Source organism: Dactylosporangium sp. CA-092794, from assembly GCF_050948465.1.
In the GTDB taxonomy this organism is placed as follows: domain Bacteria; phylum Actinomycetota; class Actinomycetes; order Mycobacteriales; family Micromonosporaceae; genus Dactylosporangium.
The window spans coordinates 705,179-721,706 of record NZ_CP192044.1 but is presented as its reverse complement, the minus strand read 5'-3'; the positions used below and the strand labels follow the sequence as shown (position 1 = coordinate 721,706).

General features: G+C 72.7%; 16 protein-coding genes. 6 read left to right on the top strand and 10 right to left on the bottom strand.

The annotated features are described in order from the left end of the window. Positions 1-17 precede the first annotated feature (17 nt). Positions 18-1,244 (top strand): MDR family MFS transporter, encoded by a 1,227-nt coding sequence (locus ACQPXD_RS03095; RefSeq protein ID WP_432834576.1) that lies wholly within the window; start codon positions 18-20, stop codon positions 1,242-1,244. Between the two features lie 31 nt (positions 1,245-1,275). After that, positions 1,276-1,599: an STAS domain-containing protein gene (locus ACQPXD_RS03090; RefSeq protein ID WP_432834574.1), complete on the top strand. Its 324-nt coding sequence runs from the start codon at positions 1,276-1,278 to the stop codon at positions 1,597-1,599. A gap of 7 nt (positions 1,600-1,606) precedes the next feature. On the opposite strand, the gene ACQPXD_RS03085 is transcribed toward ACQPXD_RS03090, so the two are convergent. From ACQPXD_RS03085 to mshA, 4 genes are all read right to left on the bottom strand, one after another. Beyond that, positions 1,607-2,353, bottom strand: a complete 747-nt coding sequence (locus ACQPXD_RS03085) for an alpha/beta hydrolase family protein (RefSeq protein WP_432834572.1) — start codon at positions 2,351-2,353, stop codon at positions 1,607-1,609. A 1,251-nt stretch (positions 2,354-3,604) separates the two neighbouring features. Then, entirely contained in the window at positions 3,605-5,080 is a 1,476-nt protein-coding gene (locus ACQPXD_RS03080; protein WP_432834570.1) for a glycosyltransferase family 39 protein, read from the bottom strand. A gap of 15 nt (positions 5,081-5,095) precedes the next feature. Next, positions 5,096-5,593, bottom strand: coding sequence for a YbjN domain-containing protein (locus ACQPXD_RS03075; protein WP_432834568.1), 498 nt, complete (start codon positions 5,591-5,593; stop codon positions 5,096-5,098). Next, the gene (gene mshA, locus ACQPXD_RS03070; protein WP_432843600.1) at positions 5,590-6,873 is read right to left on the bottom strand and encodes a D-inositol-3-phosphate glycosyltransferase; all 1,284 of its coding nucleotides are present in this window, start codon (positions 6,871-6,873) and stop codon (positions 5,590-5,592) included. The genes ACQPXD_RS03075 and mshA overlap by 4 nt, the downstream gene beginning before the upstream one ends. A 143-nt stretch (positions 6,874-7,016) precedes the next feature. Between mshA and ACQPXD_RS03065 the strand changes: the two genes are divergently transcribed. Next, positions 7,017-7,784, top strand: a complete 768-nt coding sequence (locus ACQPXD_RS03065; RefSeq protein WP_432834566.1) for an SDR family oxidoreductase — start codon at positions 7,017-7,019, stop codon at positions 7,782-7,784. Beyond that, entirely contained in the window at positions 7,781-8,533 is a 753-nt protein-coding gene (locus tag ACQPXD_RS03060; protein WP_432834564.1) for a class I SAM-dependent methyltransferase, read from the top strand. The genes ACQPXD_RS03065 and ACQPXD_RS03060 overlap by 4 nt, the downstream gene beginning before the upstream one ends. 338 nt (positions 8,534-8,871) lie before the next feature. Here the strand turns inward: ACQPXD_RS03060 and ACQPXD_RS03055 are convergent, their stop codons facing one another. Then, complete coding sequence (locus ACQPXD_RS03055) at positions 8,872-9,906, bottom strand: UDP-N-acetylmuramate dehydrogenase (protein ID WP_432834562.1); 1,035 nt, start codon at positions 9,904-9,906, stop codon at positions 8,872-8,874. 36 nt (positions 9,907-9,942) lie between these two features. Here ACQPXD_RS03055 and ACQPXD_RS03050 point away from each other — a divergent pair, with 36 nt between their 5' ends. Continuing rightward, the gene (locus ACQPXD_RS03050; protein WP_432834560.1) at positions 9,943-10,701 is read left to right on the top strand and encodes a maleylpyruvate isomerase family mycothiol-dependent enzyme; all 759 of its coding nucleotides are present in this window, start codon (positions 9,943-9,945) and stop codon (positions 10,699-10,701) included. Here ACQPXD_RS03050 and ACQPXD_RS03045 read toward each other — a convergent pair whose 3' ends face one another. The 4 genes from ACQPXD_RS03045 to ACQPXD_RS03030 all read right to left on the bottom strand — a co-directional run bounded on the left by ACQPXD_RS03045 (position 10,702) and on the right by ACQPXD_RS03030 (position 13,966). Continuing rightward, positions 10,702-11,214, bottom strand: a complete 513-nt coding sequence (locus ACQPXD_RS03045) for an O-acetyl-ADP-ribose deacetylase (protein ID WP_432834558.1) — start codon at positions 11,212-11,214, stop codon at positions 10,702-10,704. Continuing rightward, a complete protein-coding gene (locus ACQPXD_RS03040) occupies positions 11,189-11,995 on the bottom strand; it encodes an EI24 domain-containing protein (RefSeq protein WP_432834556.1) in 807 nt (268 codons plus the stop codon). Before ACQPXD_RS03040 ends, ACQPXD_RS03045 begins: the two co-directional genes overlap by 26 nt. Positions 11,996-12,018: 23 nt before the next feature. Next, positions 12,019-12,663 carry a response regulator gene (locus ACQPXD_RS03035; protein WP_432834554.1) on the bottom strand — a complete coding sequence of 215 codons (645 nt, stop codon included), beginning with the start codon at positions 12,661-12,663 and terminating at the stop codon, positions 12,019-12,021. A 139-nt stretch (positions 12,664-12,802) separates the two neighbouring features. After that, the gene (locus tag ACQPXD_RS03030; protein WP_432834552.1) at positions 12,803-13,966 is read right to left on the bottom strand and encodes a sensor histidine kinase; all 1,164 of its coding nucleotides are present in this window, start codon (positions 13,964-13,966) and stop codon (positions 12,803-12,805) included. 112 nt (positions 13,967-14,078) lie between these two features. On the opposite strand from ACQPXD_RS03030, the gene ACQPXD_RS03025 reads away from it, so the two are divergent. Beyond that, positions 14,079-14,429: a hypothetical protein gene (locus ACQPXD_RS03025; RefSeq protein WP_432834550.1), complete on the top strand. Its 351-nt coding sequence runs from the start codon at positions 14,079-14,081 to the stop codon at positions 14,427-14,429. On the opposite strand, the gene ACQPXD_RS03020 is transcribed toward ACQPXD_RS03025, so the two are convergent. Continuing rightward, positions 14,406-16,361 (bottom strand): ATP-dependent DNA helicase, encoded by a 1,956-nt coding sequence (locus tag ACQPXD_RS03020; protein WP_432843598.1) that lies wholly within the window; start codon positions 16,359-16,361, stop codon positions 14,406-14,408. The two genes, ACQPXD_RS03025 and ACQPXD_RS03020, sit on opposite strands and share 24 nt — an antisense overlap. Between the last annotated feature and the right edge of the window lie 167 nt (positions 16,362-16,528).

Here is a 16,528-nt window from a genome sequence, read left to right as displayed (position 1 = left end):
ATTCTGGGGGCTGACACGTGCGCAACTGGTACCGATCCACGATCGGCGGGCTCCCCAGGCTGTACTGGTACCTCTGGACCGGCATGCTCATCAACCGCGTCGGCGGCTTCGTCGCGCTGGTCCTGTCGCTGTACCTCACCTCCGCCCAGCACCTGGCGCTGCCCGTCGCCGGCTTCGTGGTCGGCGCCTACGGCATCGGCGGCATCGCGGGCGTGCTGCTCGGCGGCGTGCTGGCCGACCGCTGGGGCCGCCGCCCGACGCTGCTGCTGGCGCACTTCGGCGCGGTGGCGGTGCTGGCCGCCCTCACGTTCGCCCGGCCCGTCCCGCTCATCGCCGGGCTGGCCGCGCTGCTCGGCCTGATGCACGCGATGCCGGGCCCCGCGTTCGTCGCCGCGATCGTCGACGTGACCCCGCACGCGGACCGCAGCCGCGCGTTCAACCTGCAGTTCTGGGCGTTCAACCTGGGCATGGCGGTCGCCTCGGTGCTCGCCGGCGCCCTGGCCGAGGTGAGCTTCACGCTGCTGTTCACCGTCGACGCCGCCGGCACCCTGGTGACCGCGCTGTTGCTGCTCTGGACGGTGCCGGAGACCCGCCCGGCCCGGGCCCGCTCGCACCACGCGCCGGGCGGCCTGCACACGGCGCTGACCGACCGGGCGTACCTGCTCTTCGTCGGCCTGTCGCTGCTGCTGGCCGTGCTGAGCACACAGACCTCGACGATCCTGCCGCTGGCGATCACCGGCGACGGGCTGCGGCCGTCGGCCTACGGCTCGGTCGTCGCCTACGCCGCCCTGCTCATCGTCGTCGGCCAGCTCTTCGTCCCCCGGCTCATCGACCGGTGGCGCAAGGGCACCGCGCTCGCCGTCGCCAACGTCTTCCTGGGCCTCGGCTTCGCCGCGGTGTCGCTGGCCGACCGCCTGCCCGGCTACCTGGCGGCGGCCTCGGTGTGGACGATCGGCTCGATGATCGCCGCCCCGCCCAACGCCGCGGTCATCGCCGAACTGTCGCCGGAGGCACTGCGCGGGCGGTACCAAAGCGTCTTTTATCTGGTCTTCCCGGCGGCGGGCTTCATCGCGCCGGCCACCGGCGGGCTCAGCCTGCGCTACCTCGGCGACTGGCACTGGGTCGTCTGCGGCGCGCTGGGCCTGCTCGCCGCCGCCGGCCACCTGCTGATCCAGCCCGCCCGCGAGCGCCGGGTGGCAGAACAGCTTGCGGCGGAAAGGTTTGCGGTGCCGGTGGCCGGGTAGTGGCGCCGCTCCACGATGAGCGGAGGCGGAGTTGGACGGCTTGTCGGCGACCCTGGAGACCACGCCACCGGCCACCGTCGTGATCCGGCTCGCCGGCGAGCTGGACCTCGCCACCCGCGAGCAGGTGACCGAGGCGGTGCGCGCCGTCCTGCCGGCCTTCCGCCCCGCCGCCCTGGTCCTGGACCTCGACGAGGTGACGCTGCTCGACTCGGCCGGCATCGGCGCCCTGGTGGGCTGCTGGAAGCTGGCCAACGGCGCCGGCTGCACGCTGCGGCTGCGCAACCCGCGCCCGCTGGCCTACGCCCAGCTGGAGCTGACCGGCCTGCTGGACGTCTTCGCCCTGCCCCGCGCCTGACCGCCGCTCACAGGTTCCCCTCGTACTTCGCCACGCCGCTCACCGTGGCCTCGCCGCGCAGCCGGGACTTGGCCGCGGTGTCGCCGTAGAGGCTGTACCGCAGGAAGTCGAGCACCGTCTTGCTCACCGCCGTGGCGGCCGGCGTCTTGCCCGTCAGCGCGGCCGAGTGGTCCCCGCCGAGCAGCGTCAGGAAGCCCTTCGGCCACACACAGCTGTCATAGAGCGATTTTCCGTTGCTGTACGCCACGGTGGCGTCCGCATCCCCGTGCACGAACAGCACGGGCGTCGAGGCCCCGGAGAACTTGCCGCCCAGCGCCCCGCCCGAGACGATGACGGCCCCCTTGAGCCGCGCGTCGCGGGTCTTGCCCGACAGCAGCCCGGCCGTGGTGTACCCACCCGCCGAGTGCCCGGCCGCCCCGACCCGCGCGGTGTCAATCTTGCCGGCCAGCGGCGATCCGGCCTGCGCATCGAGCTTCAGCACCTCGCTGATGACCGCCGACGCGTCGGCCGGCTGGTTCGCCACGTCGTTGCCGTCGAACGGATTGGCCTTGTCATTGGTCCCCGGGTACGCCGGCGCCGCCACCACGAATCCGGCCACCGCGATCTTCTGAATGATCTCGGCATACACCTCCGGCGACCCGTGCAGCCCGTGACTCCACAGCACCAGCGGATACCGCCCCGCCACCTTCGGATACCAGACGACGGTCCGCAGCTTCCGCCCGTCGCGCGAGAACGTATACGAGACGGACGTCACCGCCAACGTCTGCGTGGGCGCCTTACCCCCCGCCGCCGGCGACGAGCTACCAGCCGACGGCTTCGCCCCAGCCGCCGCCAACGCACCAGACCCGCCGTCCTCAGTATCGGACGGCACCACCGCCCCAGCACCCCCAGACGGCGCCACCCCACCAACCCCGTTCCCCCCACACCCCGCAAGCGCCCCCAGCAACAGCCCAACCCCCACCAGCCACCCCACCCGAACGCTAACCACCCGAGGAACCTACGACGAACACCACCACCAGGTCTTTACGCCCCCCTTAAGTTTCCACCCCGAGACACCCAGCATCTGCCGCAAGGAAAACGCACAGAGCGCAACCCGCGACAAGGACCGTCACGTCCGCCAGCGTGGCGTATGAGGTGGCCGGCCGCTCTTCGTGGTGGTCGCTGTGCGGCGGCGGTCGATTCGGTGGCGGTTGCGCTCCGCCGGTGGGGCGGTGCCCGACGCGGAGCAACCGGAAGTCTCCGTGATCATGCGCAACTGGCACCGACACCAACGGTTTTTCATGATCACGGAGCGCTGATGTACCCCCGTGTACCACAACTCTCCGGGATCATGACAAACCCAGTGTGCGGTCACCGCGAACATCATGATCACGGAGACATACGCCCGGCCCGCCGCGCGGATCGGAGATCGCACCCGGCGAGTGCGACATCCACATCCGCCCAGCCCTCCCACACCACACCACACCACACCACACCAGCGAACACGCCCCACCCAGAGCGAGCAAGAAACGCACGAAGACCGACCACGACAAGAGGACGCCCACCCGGAGCGAGCAAGAAACGCACGAAGAGCAACCCCGACAGGAGGGCGCCCACCCGGGGCGAGCGAGAGAAGCACGAAGAGCGACCGACGACATGGGGGGCGCGGGGTGGCGAAGCCCCCCGCCTGGAGCGAGCGAAGCGAGCGCGATAAATCCGCCGGCGAACCGGCGAGCACGCCGAAGGCGCGCGAGCAGGGTCCACCCACGCCGGCGGCCGGGTGTCGTGCACCCCCAGTCCACGACACCCGCTTTGCGACAGTCGAAAAAGACCGCGCGTGCCGCCGGTTGGCGATGACGTGCCCCGCCCGGACGCGTCACCGCAATGTGGGCCTTGCGGCCCGGAACACCCCCGCCGCTCCCCAACTTCAGGAATCGTCGGATCCGAGGACGACGTTACTGGGGGCTTGATTCGAGCGACAAGTAAACGGGATGTCGGCTCGCTCACATACTCGAAATAATCCAAATCAATCGAAGTGTTGGAAGCGTGGCCACAGGTCGGGCCAGGTGCCGGTGCGGTCGCGGCAGACGTAGACATGAGCTGTTTGCTCCTCGTTGTCTACGCCGTAACCATTGTCGAGGGCCGCGCGCTCGACGCAAGAGCCGAACGCCGGCGACCTGGTCTCGTCACCCTCCGAGACCCAGATCACGATGGTTGCCGACTCGGGCGGCGGGCCCTGGTACCACAGCTCGTTCTGTCCACTGTAGACAGCGGGCAGGCCGAGCGGGCGGCCGTAGCGGTCCAGCGCGCCGGCCTCGCCGTAGTTGCCGGTGAGCAGCACCGTGTTGGGCTTGTCCGCGGCCGGCAGGGCGTCGTACACCGCCTTGATCTGAGCGACGTACCGTGGCCAACCGACCTCGTCCGAAATGCCCTGGTTGATGGCCGGGATCGGCGTGCGGCCCACGACGTCGATCGGGAGCACCGGCAGCGCGGTGAGCAGCGCGAACACGATGTTGAGCCCGACCGCCGTGCCGAGCAGCGCGCGGCGGGGCCGGCTCGCGGCGAGCCAGCGCTCCGCCGCCACCGCGCCGATCGCGTACATCATGGCCAGCAGGCCGAAGCTGTAGTACGGCTGCCCGGCGATGACGAACAGCAGCACGAGCATCAGCGGGTAGGCCGCGCCGAACGCGCGGATCGGGCGGAGCTCCGGGCGGCGCAGCAGGGCCACGATGCCGGAGATCCACACCGGGGCCAGGAACACGCCCAGCCAGACGATCTGCAGGGGTACCAACGTGATGCGGGCGTCCTCGCCCTTGTCCTCGGCGAGGGCGTTGGCCATGGACACCTGGGGAAAGTCGTTGGCGATCTGGTACAGCAGGTTGGGCAGCCCGACCACGACCGCGATCCCGGCGCCCGCCCACAGCCAGGGCGAGGCCAGGGCCCGGCGCGGCCCGGCGATCAGCAGCCCGGCCGCGAACGTGAGCAGCAGCAGGATGATGAGGTGCTTGTTGTACAGCGCGAGGCCGGCCAGCAGCCCGGCCAGCAGGTAGTACCGCGGCCGGTCCCGCAGCAGCGCACGCATCAGGCACAGGATGACCAGCAGCCACAGCACCAGGTCGGGCGCCGCGGTGATGGTGACGTGCCCGGCCACGAGGGGAAACGTGGTGAGCGTGCCGGCCGCGGCGAGGGACTGGGCGACCGCGCCGCCGCCCACCTCGCGGGCGACGCAGGCGAGCAGGATCGCGGCGGCGGCGATATACAGCACGCCGGGGATGCGGATCGCCCACACGGTGTCGCCGAAGACGGTGATGCAGAGCCGCACCAGCAGGGGCGTGAACGGCGGCTGGTCGACGTAGCCCCACTTCGGGTGCGCGCCGACCATGCGGAAGTACAACTCGTCGCGGTGGTAGTCGTACCGGTTGATGGTGAGTAGCAGCGCCAGTGCCACGCCGCCGGCGACCGCGCCGACGGGCTTCCACGCCAGAGGGGGCCTCTCGATCACACCCCAAGAGCGTAGCTAGGCCGGTCGATGCACGAACGCGGTGAAAGCCCGGAGATTGTCCAAGGGTTCCCCCCGCTTGACCCGCCACTCCCACTCGCGGCGGATCGCCGAGCCGAAGCCGATCTCCAGCATCGGGTCGAAGCTCTCGTCGGCGTAGGTCAGCACCGCGCCGAGCAGCCGGTCCAGCTCGTCCTCGGTCACCGCGTGCAGCGGCAGGCGGCCCATGAGGTAGACGTCGCCGGCCGCGTCGACGCTGAACGCGACGCCGTACATGCGGGCGTTGCGCTGCAGCAGCCACTCCCACAGGGCCTCGCGGTTCTCGTCGGGGTGGCGCATGACGAACGCCTCGATGCGCAGCGTGTGCTCGCCGACGATGAGGTTGCAGTTCGTCTTCTGCTTGTGCGTCCCGGGCAGGGTCACCACGTAGGCGTGCTCGCCGGTCTTGTCCCAGGCGATGTCGCGCTCGGTCGCGACCCGCTCGATGAGCGCGCAGATGTCCGGCTTGCCGGTCATGCCGCCACCATCTCGCGGTGCAGTTCCAGCGCGTCGCGGTAGGCCGCCAGCAGGCCGCTCGCCGTGTGCGCCCAGGAGAACTCCCGGGCGTGGCGGACCGCGCCGAGGGACATCGCCGCGCGCCGGGCCGGCTCGGCCAGCAGCGGCCCCAGCACCGCCGCCCAGTCGACCGGCTTGTGCGTGTCCACGAGGATGCCGGAGACGCCGTCGCGCACGGCGGTCACCAGTCCGCCGACCGATGCCGCGACGACCGGGGTACCGCACGCCTGCGCCTCGATCGCGACCAGCCCGAACGACTCGTTGAAGCTGGGCACCGCGACCACGTCGACGGCGCGGAACAGGTCGGCCAGGGCCTCGCGCGGCTGCGGCTGCAGGAACCGCACGATGTCGGCGATGCCCAGGTCGCGGGCCAGGTCCATGAGCGCGGTGGGGCGGTCCAGCCCGGAGCCGCTGGGCCCGCCGCAGATGACGATGAGCAGCTTCGGGTCGCACGGGCGCAACTCGGCGGCGGCCCGCAGCAGCACGTCGGGGGCCTTCAGCGGCTGGATCCGGCCGGCGAACGCGACGACGTGCGCGTCGGCGGGGATGCCGAAGCGCTCCCGGAGGGCCCGCTTGAGGTGCGGGCGCGGCGCGAACCGGTCCAGGTCTACGCCGGGCGGCACGACGGACACCTTGCGCGGCTCCGCGGCGTACAACTGGATGAGATCCTCCGCCTCGGCCGGCGTATTGGCCACCAGCCCGTCGGCGGCGGCGACGACCTGCTCCTCGCCGATCACTCTGGCCATCGGCTCGGGCTTGTCGTCGTCGGCGAGCAGCAGGTTCTTGACCTTGGCCAGGGTGTGCGCGGTGTGCACGAGCGGCACGCCCCAGCGGTCCTTGGCCACCCAGCCGACCTGGCCGGAGAGCCAGTAGTGGGAGTGGATCAGGTCGTACCACCCGGACGGGCGGGCCGCCTCGGCGCGCAGCACGCCGCCGGTGAACGCGCACAGCTGTGCGGGCAGGTCCTCCTTGGCCAGCCCCTCGAACGGCCCGGCGATCACGTGCCGGACCAGCACGCCGGGTGCCATCTCGACGACGGGGGGCAGCTCGCTGGTGGTGGCCCGGGTGAAAATCTCGACCTCGACGCCGGCCCGGGCCAGCCGCTGGGCCACCTCGACGATGTACACGTTCATGCCGCCGGCGTCGCCGGTGCCCGGCTGGTCCAGTGGTGAAGTGTGCACGGAGAGTGTGGCTACGCGTCTGGGTAGGCTACGGCGGGACTGCGGGGTGTGACCATGCAGCGAGTCGACCCGCGCCACGTCGTGCTCCTGTCTGTTGCCTGAGGGTTACATCTTCCCAACCGTCCATGTTCCCTCGCGGGCGCCGGTCTACCCACCGTTGCGTTGGTCACTGCGCGGCGGACAACTTCGTGCAGGATGGCCACATGTCTACTCGTATCGCCGTGGTCACCGGCGCCTCCAGCGGCATCGGCGCCGCGACCGCCCGCCGCCTCGACGCCGAGGGCTTCCACGTCGTCGCCGTCGCCCGCCGGGAGGACCGGCTCAGGGACCTGGTGGGCTCGCTCGCCGCGGCGACCGCCGTGGTCGCCGACGTGACCTCCGACGCGTCCGTCGCCGCCCTCGCCGACACCGTCGCCGGCCTGGCCGCCGAGCACAACGGCATCGTCGAACTGCTGGTCAACAACGCGGGCGGGGCCGTCGGCGCGGACCCGGTCGAGGGCGCCGACCTGGCCGGCTGGCAGTGGATGTTCGACGTCAACGTGCTGGGCACGGTCCGGGTCACCAAGGCCCTGCTGCCGCTGCTGGAGCACTCCGGCCGCGGCACGATCGTGGTGCTCAGCTCGACCGCGGGCCTGATCGTCTACGAGGGCGGCGGCGGGTACACCGCGGCCAAGCACGCACAGACCGCGGTGGCCGAGACGCTGCGCCTGGAGCTCAACGGCCGCCCGGTCCGGGTCGTGGAGATCGACCCCGGCATGGTGCGGACCGACGAGTTCGCCCTCAAGCGCTTCGACGGCGACGCGGACAAGGCCGCCGCGGTGTACGCGGGCGTGGCCGAGCCGCTGGTGGCCGAGGACATCGCCGACTGCATCGCCTGGACGGCGACCCGCCCGCACCACGTCAACATCGACCGGCTCGTGGTGCGCCCGCTCGCCCAGGCCGCGCAGCACAAGGTGCACCGGGTCCATTGACGGCCCGGCATCTCGGGTCGATCACGCGGGGGACCACCAACCCCAACCGCCTGCGGAGGGTCGACAACTGGATCGCCGCGACGCTCGGCGGGGTGCTCCGCCGGGCGCCGGACCCGCTCGTGGTCGACCTCGGCTACGGCGCCTCGCCCATCACCGCGATCGAGCTGCACGCCCGCCTCGGCGTCCCGGTCGTCGGCCTGGAGATCGACCCGGCCCGGGTGGCCGCCGCCCAGCCCTTCGCGACCGATACCCTGCGGTTCCGCCGCGGCGGCTTCGAGCTGGCGGGCCTGCGCCCGACGCTGGTCCGCGCGTTCAACGTCCTGCGCCAGTACGACGAGGCCGACGTCCCGGCCGCCTGGGCCGCCATGACCGCCACCGGCGCGCTGCTGGTCGAGGGCACCTGCGACGAGCTGGGCCGGCTGGCGTCCTGGGTGCTGGTCTCCCCCGCCGGCCCGCAGACCCTCACGCTGGCCGGCCGCCTGGCGTCGCTGGACACGCCGAGCACCCTCGCCGAGCGCCTGCCGAAGGCGCTGATCCATCACAACGTGCCGGGCGAGCGCATCCACGCCCTGTTCACGGCCCTGGACGAGGGCTGGCGGGCGGCGGCGCCGCTGTCCGTGTTCGGCCCGCGGCAGCGCTGGCGGCGCACCGTCGAGTCGGCCAAGGCCGCGGGCTGGCCGATCCTGGACCGCCCGTCACGGTGGCGCCTCGGCGAGGTCACGCTGCGGTACTCGTCGGTCGCCCCCTGATTCCGGATATGTCCGCCACTCCGTGACTGACATATCCGACATTTCGGTTATGCGAGTTTATGCGCGGCTCGCCCACCACCGCCGACTTGGAGCCCGCCGCGACCGAAAGTCTCCGCGATCATGCCGGACCGGCGTCGACACCACCGGTTTCTCATGATCACGGAAGAAACATGTACACCCGTGTACCAAATGTCTCCGCGATCATGGAAAACCCGCGGTGCGGCACGGCACCAGCCATGATCACGGAAACATCCGCCCGCGCGGGACTCGCCGGCATCGAGGTCGGAACATCCGTGTGCCGCGGGCGGAATGCGGGGTTGACCGGTGCCGAGCGGGCGTCAGAGGGCGCAGTTCACCAGGACCGGCTCGGGGTGGAGCTCGACGCCGAAGCGGGCCCGGACGCCGGCGCGGATCTCGCGGGCCAGGTCGAGCAGGGCGGCCGTGGTGCCGGTGCCGCGGTTGGTCAGCGCCAGGGTGTGCTTGCCCGACAGTGTCACGCCGGTGGCCTGGTCGCCGTACCCCTTGACGAAACCGGCCCGCTCGATCAGCCACGCCGCGCTCAGCTTCACCGCGTCGCGCGCCGGCCACGACGGTGGCGTGCCGAACTCGGCGGCCAGCGCGCAGACCCGCGGGAAGTCCACGGCCGGCACGATCGGGTTGGTGAAGAAGGAGCCGACCGAGTAGGTGTCGGGGTCGGCCGGGTCGAGGACCATGCCCTTGCCGGCGCGCAGCTTGAGCACCGCCGAGCGCACCTCCTCCAGCGGCGCCGTGGCGCCCGGCTCGACGCCCAGGGTGCGGGCCAGCTCGGCGTAGGCGATCGGCCGGGAGTCGGCGGCGACGGTCAGCCGGAAGGTCACCGCCAGCACCACGAACCGGGCGCGATGCTTGAAGATGCTGCTGCGGTACTCGAACCCGCACCCGGCCGCCGGAATCGCCACGATCTCGTCGCGCTCGCGGTCGTAGACGCGGACCTCGGTGATGGTCTCGGCGACCTCCTGGCCGTAGGCGCCCACGTTCTGGATCGGGGTGGCGCCGGCCGAGCCGGGAATGCCGGACAGCGACTCGATCCCGGACCATCCGCTGGACACCGCGGCCGCGACGACCTCGTCCCAAGGGTGGCCGGCGGCGACCGTCAGGCTTACCCCGCCGTCGTGAATCTCGGTGCGCATCCCGCGCTCCCGCAGGAGCACGACGGTGCCGGGGAAGCCCTCGTCGGCCACGACGACGTTGCTGCCGCCGGCGAGGATGAGCTGGTCGCCGCCGAGGCGAAGGGCGGCCAGCGTCTCCGCCTCGGTCGTGGCCTCGATCAGCCGGCCGGCCGGGCCGCCGAGGCGCAGGGTCGTGAACGCGGCGAGGGTCGCGGGTTCGTGCACGGCACCAGCCTAGGCGGTGCCCTAATGTTGTTGGCTATGAGCAAGCCTCAGCTCACCAAGGACATCTGGCTGGCCGCCCTACGCGCGGAGGGCGACGCCTTCCGCGCCGCGCTCAACAGCGGCACGCCCCTCGACGCGCCGGTGCCGAGCTGTCCAGGGTGGAGCCTTGCCGATCTCGCGTGGCATTTGAGCCTGGTGTATTCGTACGTCACCGGTCATGTCGCGCGCGGCGGGCTCGAGCAGCCGGCGCCCCGGCGCACCGACCCGCTGCCCGAGGGCGTCGACGCGACCGTGGCGTGGACCGACGCCTTCACCGAGCTGGTGGCGACGCTCGACGCGGTCGACCCGGAGCTGCCGGCGTGGAACTTCGCGCCCCAGGCGAAGAAGGCGGCCTTCTGGCACCGCCGCATGGCGCACGAGACCGCGATCCACCGCTGGGACGCGCAGATGGCCGGCGGCCTGGCCGAGCCGATCGAGGCGCGGCTGGCCGGCGACAACGTCACCGAGGTCCTCGACACCTGGCTGCCCGCGGGCCGGCGCAGCGGGCCGGTCGACCGGGCCGGCATGATCGCGCTGCACGCCACCGACCTCGACCAGGTGTGGTATGTCCGGCTCCGCGGCGCCGGCATCGCCCTGCTGGACACCGACACGCTGCTCGACTCCGACGACCACCACGAGCGGGCCACCGCCAGCGGCCCGGCCAGCGACCTCGCCCTGGCCCTGTGGGGCCGGGTGCCGTTCGACACCCTGCTGGTCAGCGGCGACGCGACCCTCCTGCGCGGCCTGCTCGCCTGATCAGCCGAGCTCGAGGCGGATCCGCTCGGCCCGGCGGCGCGTTTGCTCGTCGTAGAGCACGAGGAGTACCACTCCCGGAAATGGCTCCTCGGCGATGGCCGTGAGGGCCTGGCGGATCGCGTCGTCCACCGGCCAGGCGAAGGCGCCCGACGAGATCAGCGGAAACGCGATCGACTCCGCGCCCAGCTCCGCGGCGAGGCGCAGCGAGTTGGTGTAGCACGCGCGCAGCGTCGGCGACCGGTCCTCTCCGGCGCGATAGACCGGCCCGACGGTGTGGATCACCCAGCGCGCGGGCAGCCAGCCGGCGGTCGTGGCGACGGCCTGGCCGGCGGGCAGGCCGTCGGGATACTCGCCCTCGCGCAAGGCCCGGCACTCGGCCAGGATCGCGGGGCCGCCGCGGTGGTGGATGGCGCCGTCCACGCCACCGCCGCCGAGCAGGGTGGCGTTGGCCGCGTTGACGATGGCGTCGACGGACTGGTGGGTGATGTCACCCCGCAATAGCGTGAGGGGCACGGGCCGGCTCCTCCTCTGCGATGCTCAGGCCGAGCGTGCGGCGGGTGAGCAGGGTGCCGCCGCTCACCGCGGCCGGCATGACGATGATCGCGACCACGGGCAGCAGCAGCACCAGGAAGACCGGGATGCCGAAGCCCAGCGCCATCGCCCGGTGGGCGCGCAGGATCTTGCGGCGGTCGCGCAGGCGCAGGCCGCGGCGGTTGAACGGGATGCCGGTCACCTCGACGGCGATCAGCCAGCCGCCGATGATCGCGTTGAGCACCGGCACGACGGTCTGCCCGACGATCGGCACGAAGCCGAGGAGGAACATCGGGATCGCGATCGCGATGCCGAGCAGGATGAGCCGCAGGGAGTCGACGAGGTTCGGCCAGAGGGTGCGGTACCACGGAAGGTCGACCGCACCGGGCGTCCCACCCAGCCCGTCCTCGATCTTCTCCGAGATGACCTCGTAGAACGGGTCGCCGATGAGCAGCGTGAGCGCGGTGAAGGTGAGCGCCGAGAGCAGGGCGGCCGCCACGAGGATGCCCAGCCCCGCCCCGAACCGGATCACCTGGCGCAACCCGTCCGCCCAGCCGTCGGCGAACCACGTCACGACCGCGGCCAGATCGTCGATGTAGATGATCAGGAAGACCCAGCCGACGGCGAACAGCACGAACGTGATGAACGCCGGGATCGCGCCGAGCAGCAGCAGGCGCGGATTGCGCCCGTACCGCGCGAAGCCCCGACCCAGCAGCTGCAGCCCCAGCAGAAACTCAGACCCGGCCGATCGCACCTGTCCCACGGACACGGAGCCTACGCGAGAACTCAGGTTTCGCCCGGTACGGCCAGTCCGTTGCGATAGGCATAGGCGATCGCCTGGGCTCGATCCCGCGCGTCGATCTTCGCCAGCAGATGGTTGATGTGGCTCTTGACCGTGGCCTCGCCGATGTACAGCCGCCCGGCGATCTCCGCGTTGGACAGCCCCTGCGCGATCAGGCCCAGCACCTCGGCCTCGCGCGGGGTCAGCCGCTCGTGCGGCTCGGGTTCGGGGCGGGCGAGCGCGTTGAGCACGTGGTGCTGCACCGCCGGGTCGATGGCGGCGCCGTCCTCCAGCACGCGGCGCAGCGCCGCGCTGATCTCCTCGCCGCCGGCCTCCTTGGTGAGATACCCCCGGGCACCGGCCCGCAGCGCGTCGAGCACCGAGCGGTCGTCGGAGTAGGTGGTGAGCACGACGACCCGGACCTCGGGCCGCCGCTCGCGCAGCAGCCGGGTGGCCTCGACCCCGTCGCAGCGCGGCATGCGCAGGTCCATGAGCACGATGTCGGGGCGCAGCCGCTCGGCCAGCGCCACCGCCTCGGCCCCGTCCGCCGCGGCCCCGACCACCTCGATGTCGGGCAGCAGCCCGAGCACGAGCGTGAGCCCCTCGCGCACCACTCGCTGGTCGTCCGCCACCAGCACCCGCACGCTCACCGCCCACCCCCCACCGCAGCCAACGTCGGCAACGACCCACCCGCCCCGCAGGGCCCCTCGAACACCGACATATCGGAGATATCCGTCACGAAGTGGCGGATATCTCCGGGCCACAGATGGTCGATGCCCGGGCGCGCGGTCATGCCGGCACCTCCAGCTCCACGCGGAAGCCGGTGCCGGTCGGGGCCGCCGTCAACGTGCCGCCCAGCAGCTCCGCCCGCTCCCGCATGCCGGTCAGCCCGTAGCCGGCACCTGGTGCGGGAGCGGCGGCCGGGGCGCCGAAGTCCTCGACGATCAGGCGTACCGCCGCCGGGAGGTGCGACAGCGAAACCGCGACGCGCTCGGGGGCGGCGTGCCGGGCCGCGTTGGTCAGGGCCTCCTGCGCGACCCGGTAGACCGCCAGCCGGGCCGGTGACGGCAGCGGGCGGGGCGGCCCTGCCTCGGTGTAGTCGCACGGCACGCCGTGGTCGTGGGCGAAGGCCGCGGCCAGATCGGACAGCCAGGGCAGCCCGTCGTCGCGCAGCAGGCCGATCGCCCGGCGGGCCTCGTCCAGGCCGGCCCGGCCCAGCTGCTGGGCGCGCTCGATCGCGGCCGGCAGGCGCGGGTCGTCCGGGCTGCGCCGGGCCAGCAGGCGGGCGCCCTCCAGCTGCAGCATCAGGCCGGACAGCGAGTGGGCCAGCACGTCGTGCATCTCGCGGGCCAGGCGCTGCCGCTCGGCCAGGCTCGCCGCCTCGGCCTGCGCGGCCCGGCCCCGCTCCAGCTCCTCGACCAACCGCTCGGCCTGCCGGTTGGCCTCGCCGAGGCGCATCGCGAAGACCAGCATGCCGTAGAACGCGCCGACCATGACCGCGTCGAGCAGGCCGCTCACGAGGGAGTCGTGCCGGGCGGTCGTGATCGCGACGGCGAGCAGCACCAGGGCGATCACCGTGATCGGGATCCACAGGTGGCCGCGCAGCAGGCCGGCCAGGAAGGAGACGCCGATGAAGATGCCGGCCACGCCGACGCCGTCGGGCTGGAGCCAGACCAGGGCGGCCGAGGCGGCCAGCAGCGCGGCGACGCAGACCGCGTGCACGGGACCGCCGCGGGTCGAGCCGGCCAGCGCGCCGAGACCGGCCAGCACGAAGGCGATCAGGGCGAGCAGGACCGGGCGGCCGGCGCCGGTGAGCGCCGGGTGGGGCCGCGCGGTCCAGGCGGCCCAGACCACGGCGGCCATGACGAGCGGGACCAGCGGCCGCAGCCAGCGCGCGACGGCGGTCCGCTGCGCCCGGACCGCGTCCAGCGTGGCGAGCGCGGGAGAGGTCACACCGGCCATTGAACCCGCACCGGGCGGGCGCCCGCATCCAACCGGGGTTGGAGCCGCGCCTCTACCCGGGCGCCGATGCGCGGGGGCGGCGCCGGCAAGCAGGCTGGCGGCCATGATGCGAACCCCACGACTGCTCGCCGCCGGCTACCTGGTGCTGAGCCTGGCGACCCTGGCCGTCATCGTCGCGCTGCGCCACCATCCGGGCGTGGTCACCGACGCGGTGTGGGTCCGGGCCACGATCGTCGCCGCCAGCGCCGTGGTCACCAACGTGCTGGCGGCCCGGGGCCAGGCGCGCCGGCTGCGGATCTTCGCCATCGTCATGGTGATCGCGATCACGGTCATCGTGGCGATCCCCGGGCTGTTTCCACTGTGGCTGAAGCTCGAGCAGGTCGCGTGCGGCCTGCTGCTGCTCGGCGTGGTCCTGACCCTGCCGCGGAAGCTACGAGGAGGCCAGGCGGCGTAGGGCGCCGCGGGCGACGTCGGGCTTGGTGGTATACCAGAACGGGGGCAGCGACTTGCGCAGGAACGGGCCGTAGCTGGTGGCGTGCTCCAGGCGCGAGTCGAGAACCGCCACCACGCCCCGGTCGGCCCGGGAACGGATCAGCCGGCCGACCCCCTGGGCCAGCCGGACGGCGGCGATCGGCACGCTCACCGCGGCGAAGCCGGAGCCGCCCGCCGCCTGCACCGCGTCGGAGCGGGCCGCCGACAGCGGCTCGTCGGGGCGCGGGAACGGCAGCCGGTCGATGACGACGAGCTGGCAGGCGTCGCCGGGCACGTCGACGCCCTGCCACAGGGACATGACCCCGAGCAGGCAGCTGGTGCGATCGTTGCGGAACTTGCGGACCAGGATCGGCAGCGACTCCTCGCCCTGCAGCAGGATCGTGATGCCGGGCGTGCGGGCGCGCAGCACCTCGGCGGCCCGCTCGGCCGCCTTGCGCGAGGAGAACAGCCCGAGGGTGCGGCCGCCGAGCGCCTGCACGAGCTCGACCATCTCGTTGGCGGCCGGCTCGGACAACCCCGAGGTCTGCGGCTTCGGCAGGTGCGCGGCGACATACAGGATGCCCTGCTTGGCGTAGTCGAACGGGGAGCCGACGTCGAGCGAGCTCCAGGCCAGGCCGGCCGTGTCGCGGGCCTCGTCGGCCCGCACGACCGCGGCGCGGGCCTCCTCGGCGGGGCTCGCCGCGGCGGCGGGGCGCTCGACGGCGACCGGCAGGCCGAGGGAGCGGGCCACGGTGTCGAACTGGCCGCCGAGGGCCAGCGTCGCCGAGGTGGCCACGACCGTGCGCTCGCTGAACAGGTGGGAGCTCAGCGTGCCGGCGACGGAGAGCGGGGCGATGACGACCGCGCGGCGGCCTCGATCGTCGCGCTCGACCCAGGTGACGTCGTGCTCGGCGTTGGCGATCATCCGCTGCGCGACCTTGGTCAGGTCGGTGACCATCGTGCGGGCCTGCTGCTTGCGGACCGGGTCGGCGTCGTCGGCCCGGACCTCGCCGATCGCCTCGACCGCCTTGCGCCCGCCGGCGTCGAGCAGGGTCAGCGCCTCGGCCAGCACGTCGGGCAGGTCGCCGACGACTCGGCCGGCCGGGGCGTCGGCGAGGGCGACGGTGAGCGTGTCGCCGGCCTCCATGAGCCGGTCGGCGACCTCGTCGTCGACATACGGCCGGCACCGGCGGGCGGCCCGCTCCAGCAGGTCGGGGGTCAGCTCGGCCTGCGACGCGGAGCTGACCCGGTCGGCGAGCTCGTGCGCCTCGTCGACGACGAGCAGCTCGTGCGGCGGGATGATCTGCCGCCCGGTGAGCATGTCGACGGCGAGCAGGCTGTGGTTGGTGACCACGATGTCGGCCTCGCGGGCCCGGGTGCGGCTCGCCTCGGCGAAGCACTCCGCGCCATACGGGCAGCGCTGCGCCCCGACGCACTCCCGGGCCGGCATCGAGACCAGCTTCCAGGCCGCGTCGTCGACGCCGGGGTCGAGCTCGTCGCGGTCGCCGGTCTCGGTCTCCATCGCCCAGTCGCGCAGCCGGTCGACCTGCTTGCCGAGCCGGCCCGCCTCGCCGAGCCACTTGGTCGGCTTCGCCTCGCCGACGTCGAACAGCGCGTCCTCGGGCTCGTCGGCCGAGGTGCCCTCCAGCCGGGCCAGGCAGACGTAATGGTGCCGGCCCTTGAGCACCGCGTAGGTCGGCCGGCGGCCCAGCAGCGGCTCGACCGCCTCGGCGAGGCGCGGCAGGTCGTGGTCGACGAGCTGGGACTGCAGCGCCAGCGTCGCGGTGGAGATCACGACCGGGCCCTCGACCAGCAGGGACGGCACCAGATACGCCAGCGACTTGCCGGTGCCGGTGCCCGCCTGCACGAGCAGGTGCTCCTCGCGCTCGGCCGCGGTCTCGATCGCGGTCGCCATCTCCTGCTGGCCGGGGCGCTCGGCGCCGTCGGGCACGGCGCCGACGGCGGCGGCGAGGAGATCGATCACTTGCGGCCGGGCGCGGCGGGCCTGAGGGGAGGCTGTCACGTCCGAGCACGCTACCCCCTGCGTACGACAGAATCCGGCGGCCACGCCCCCGTCGGTAC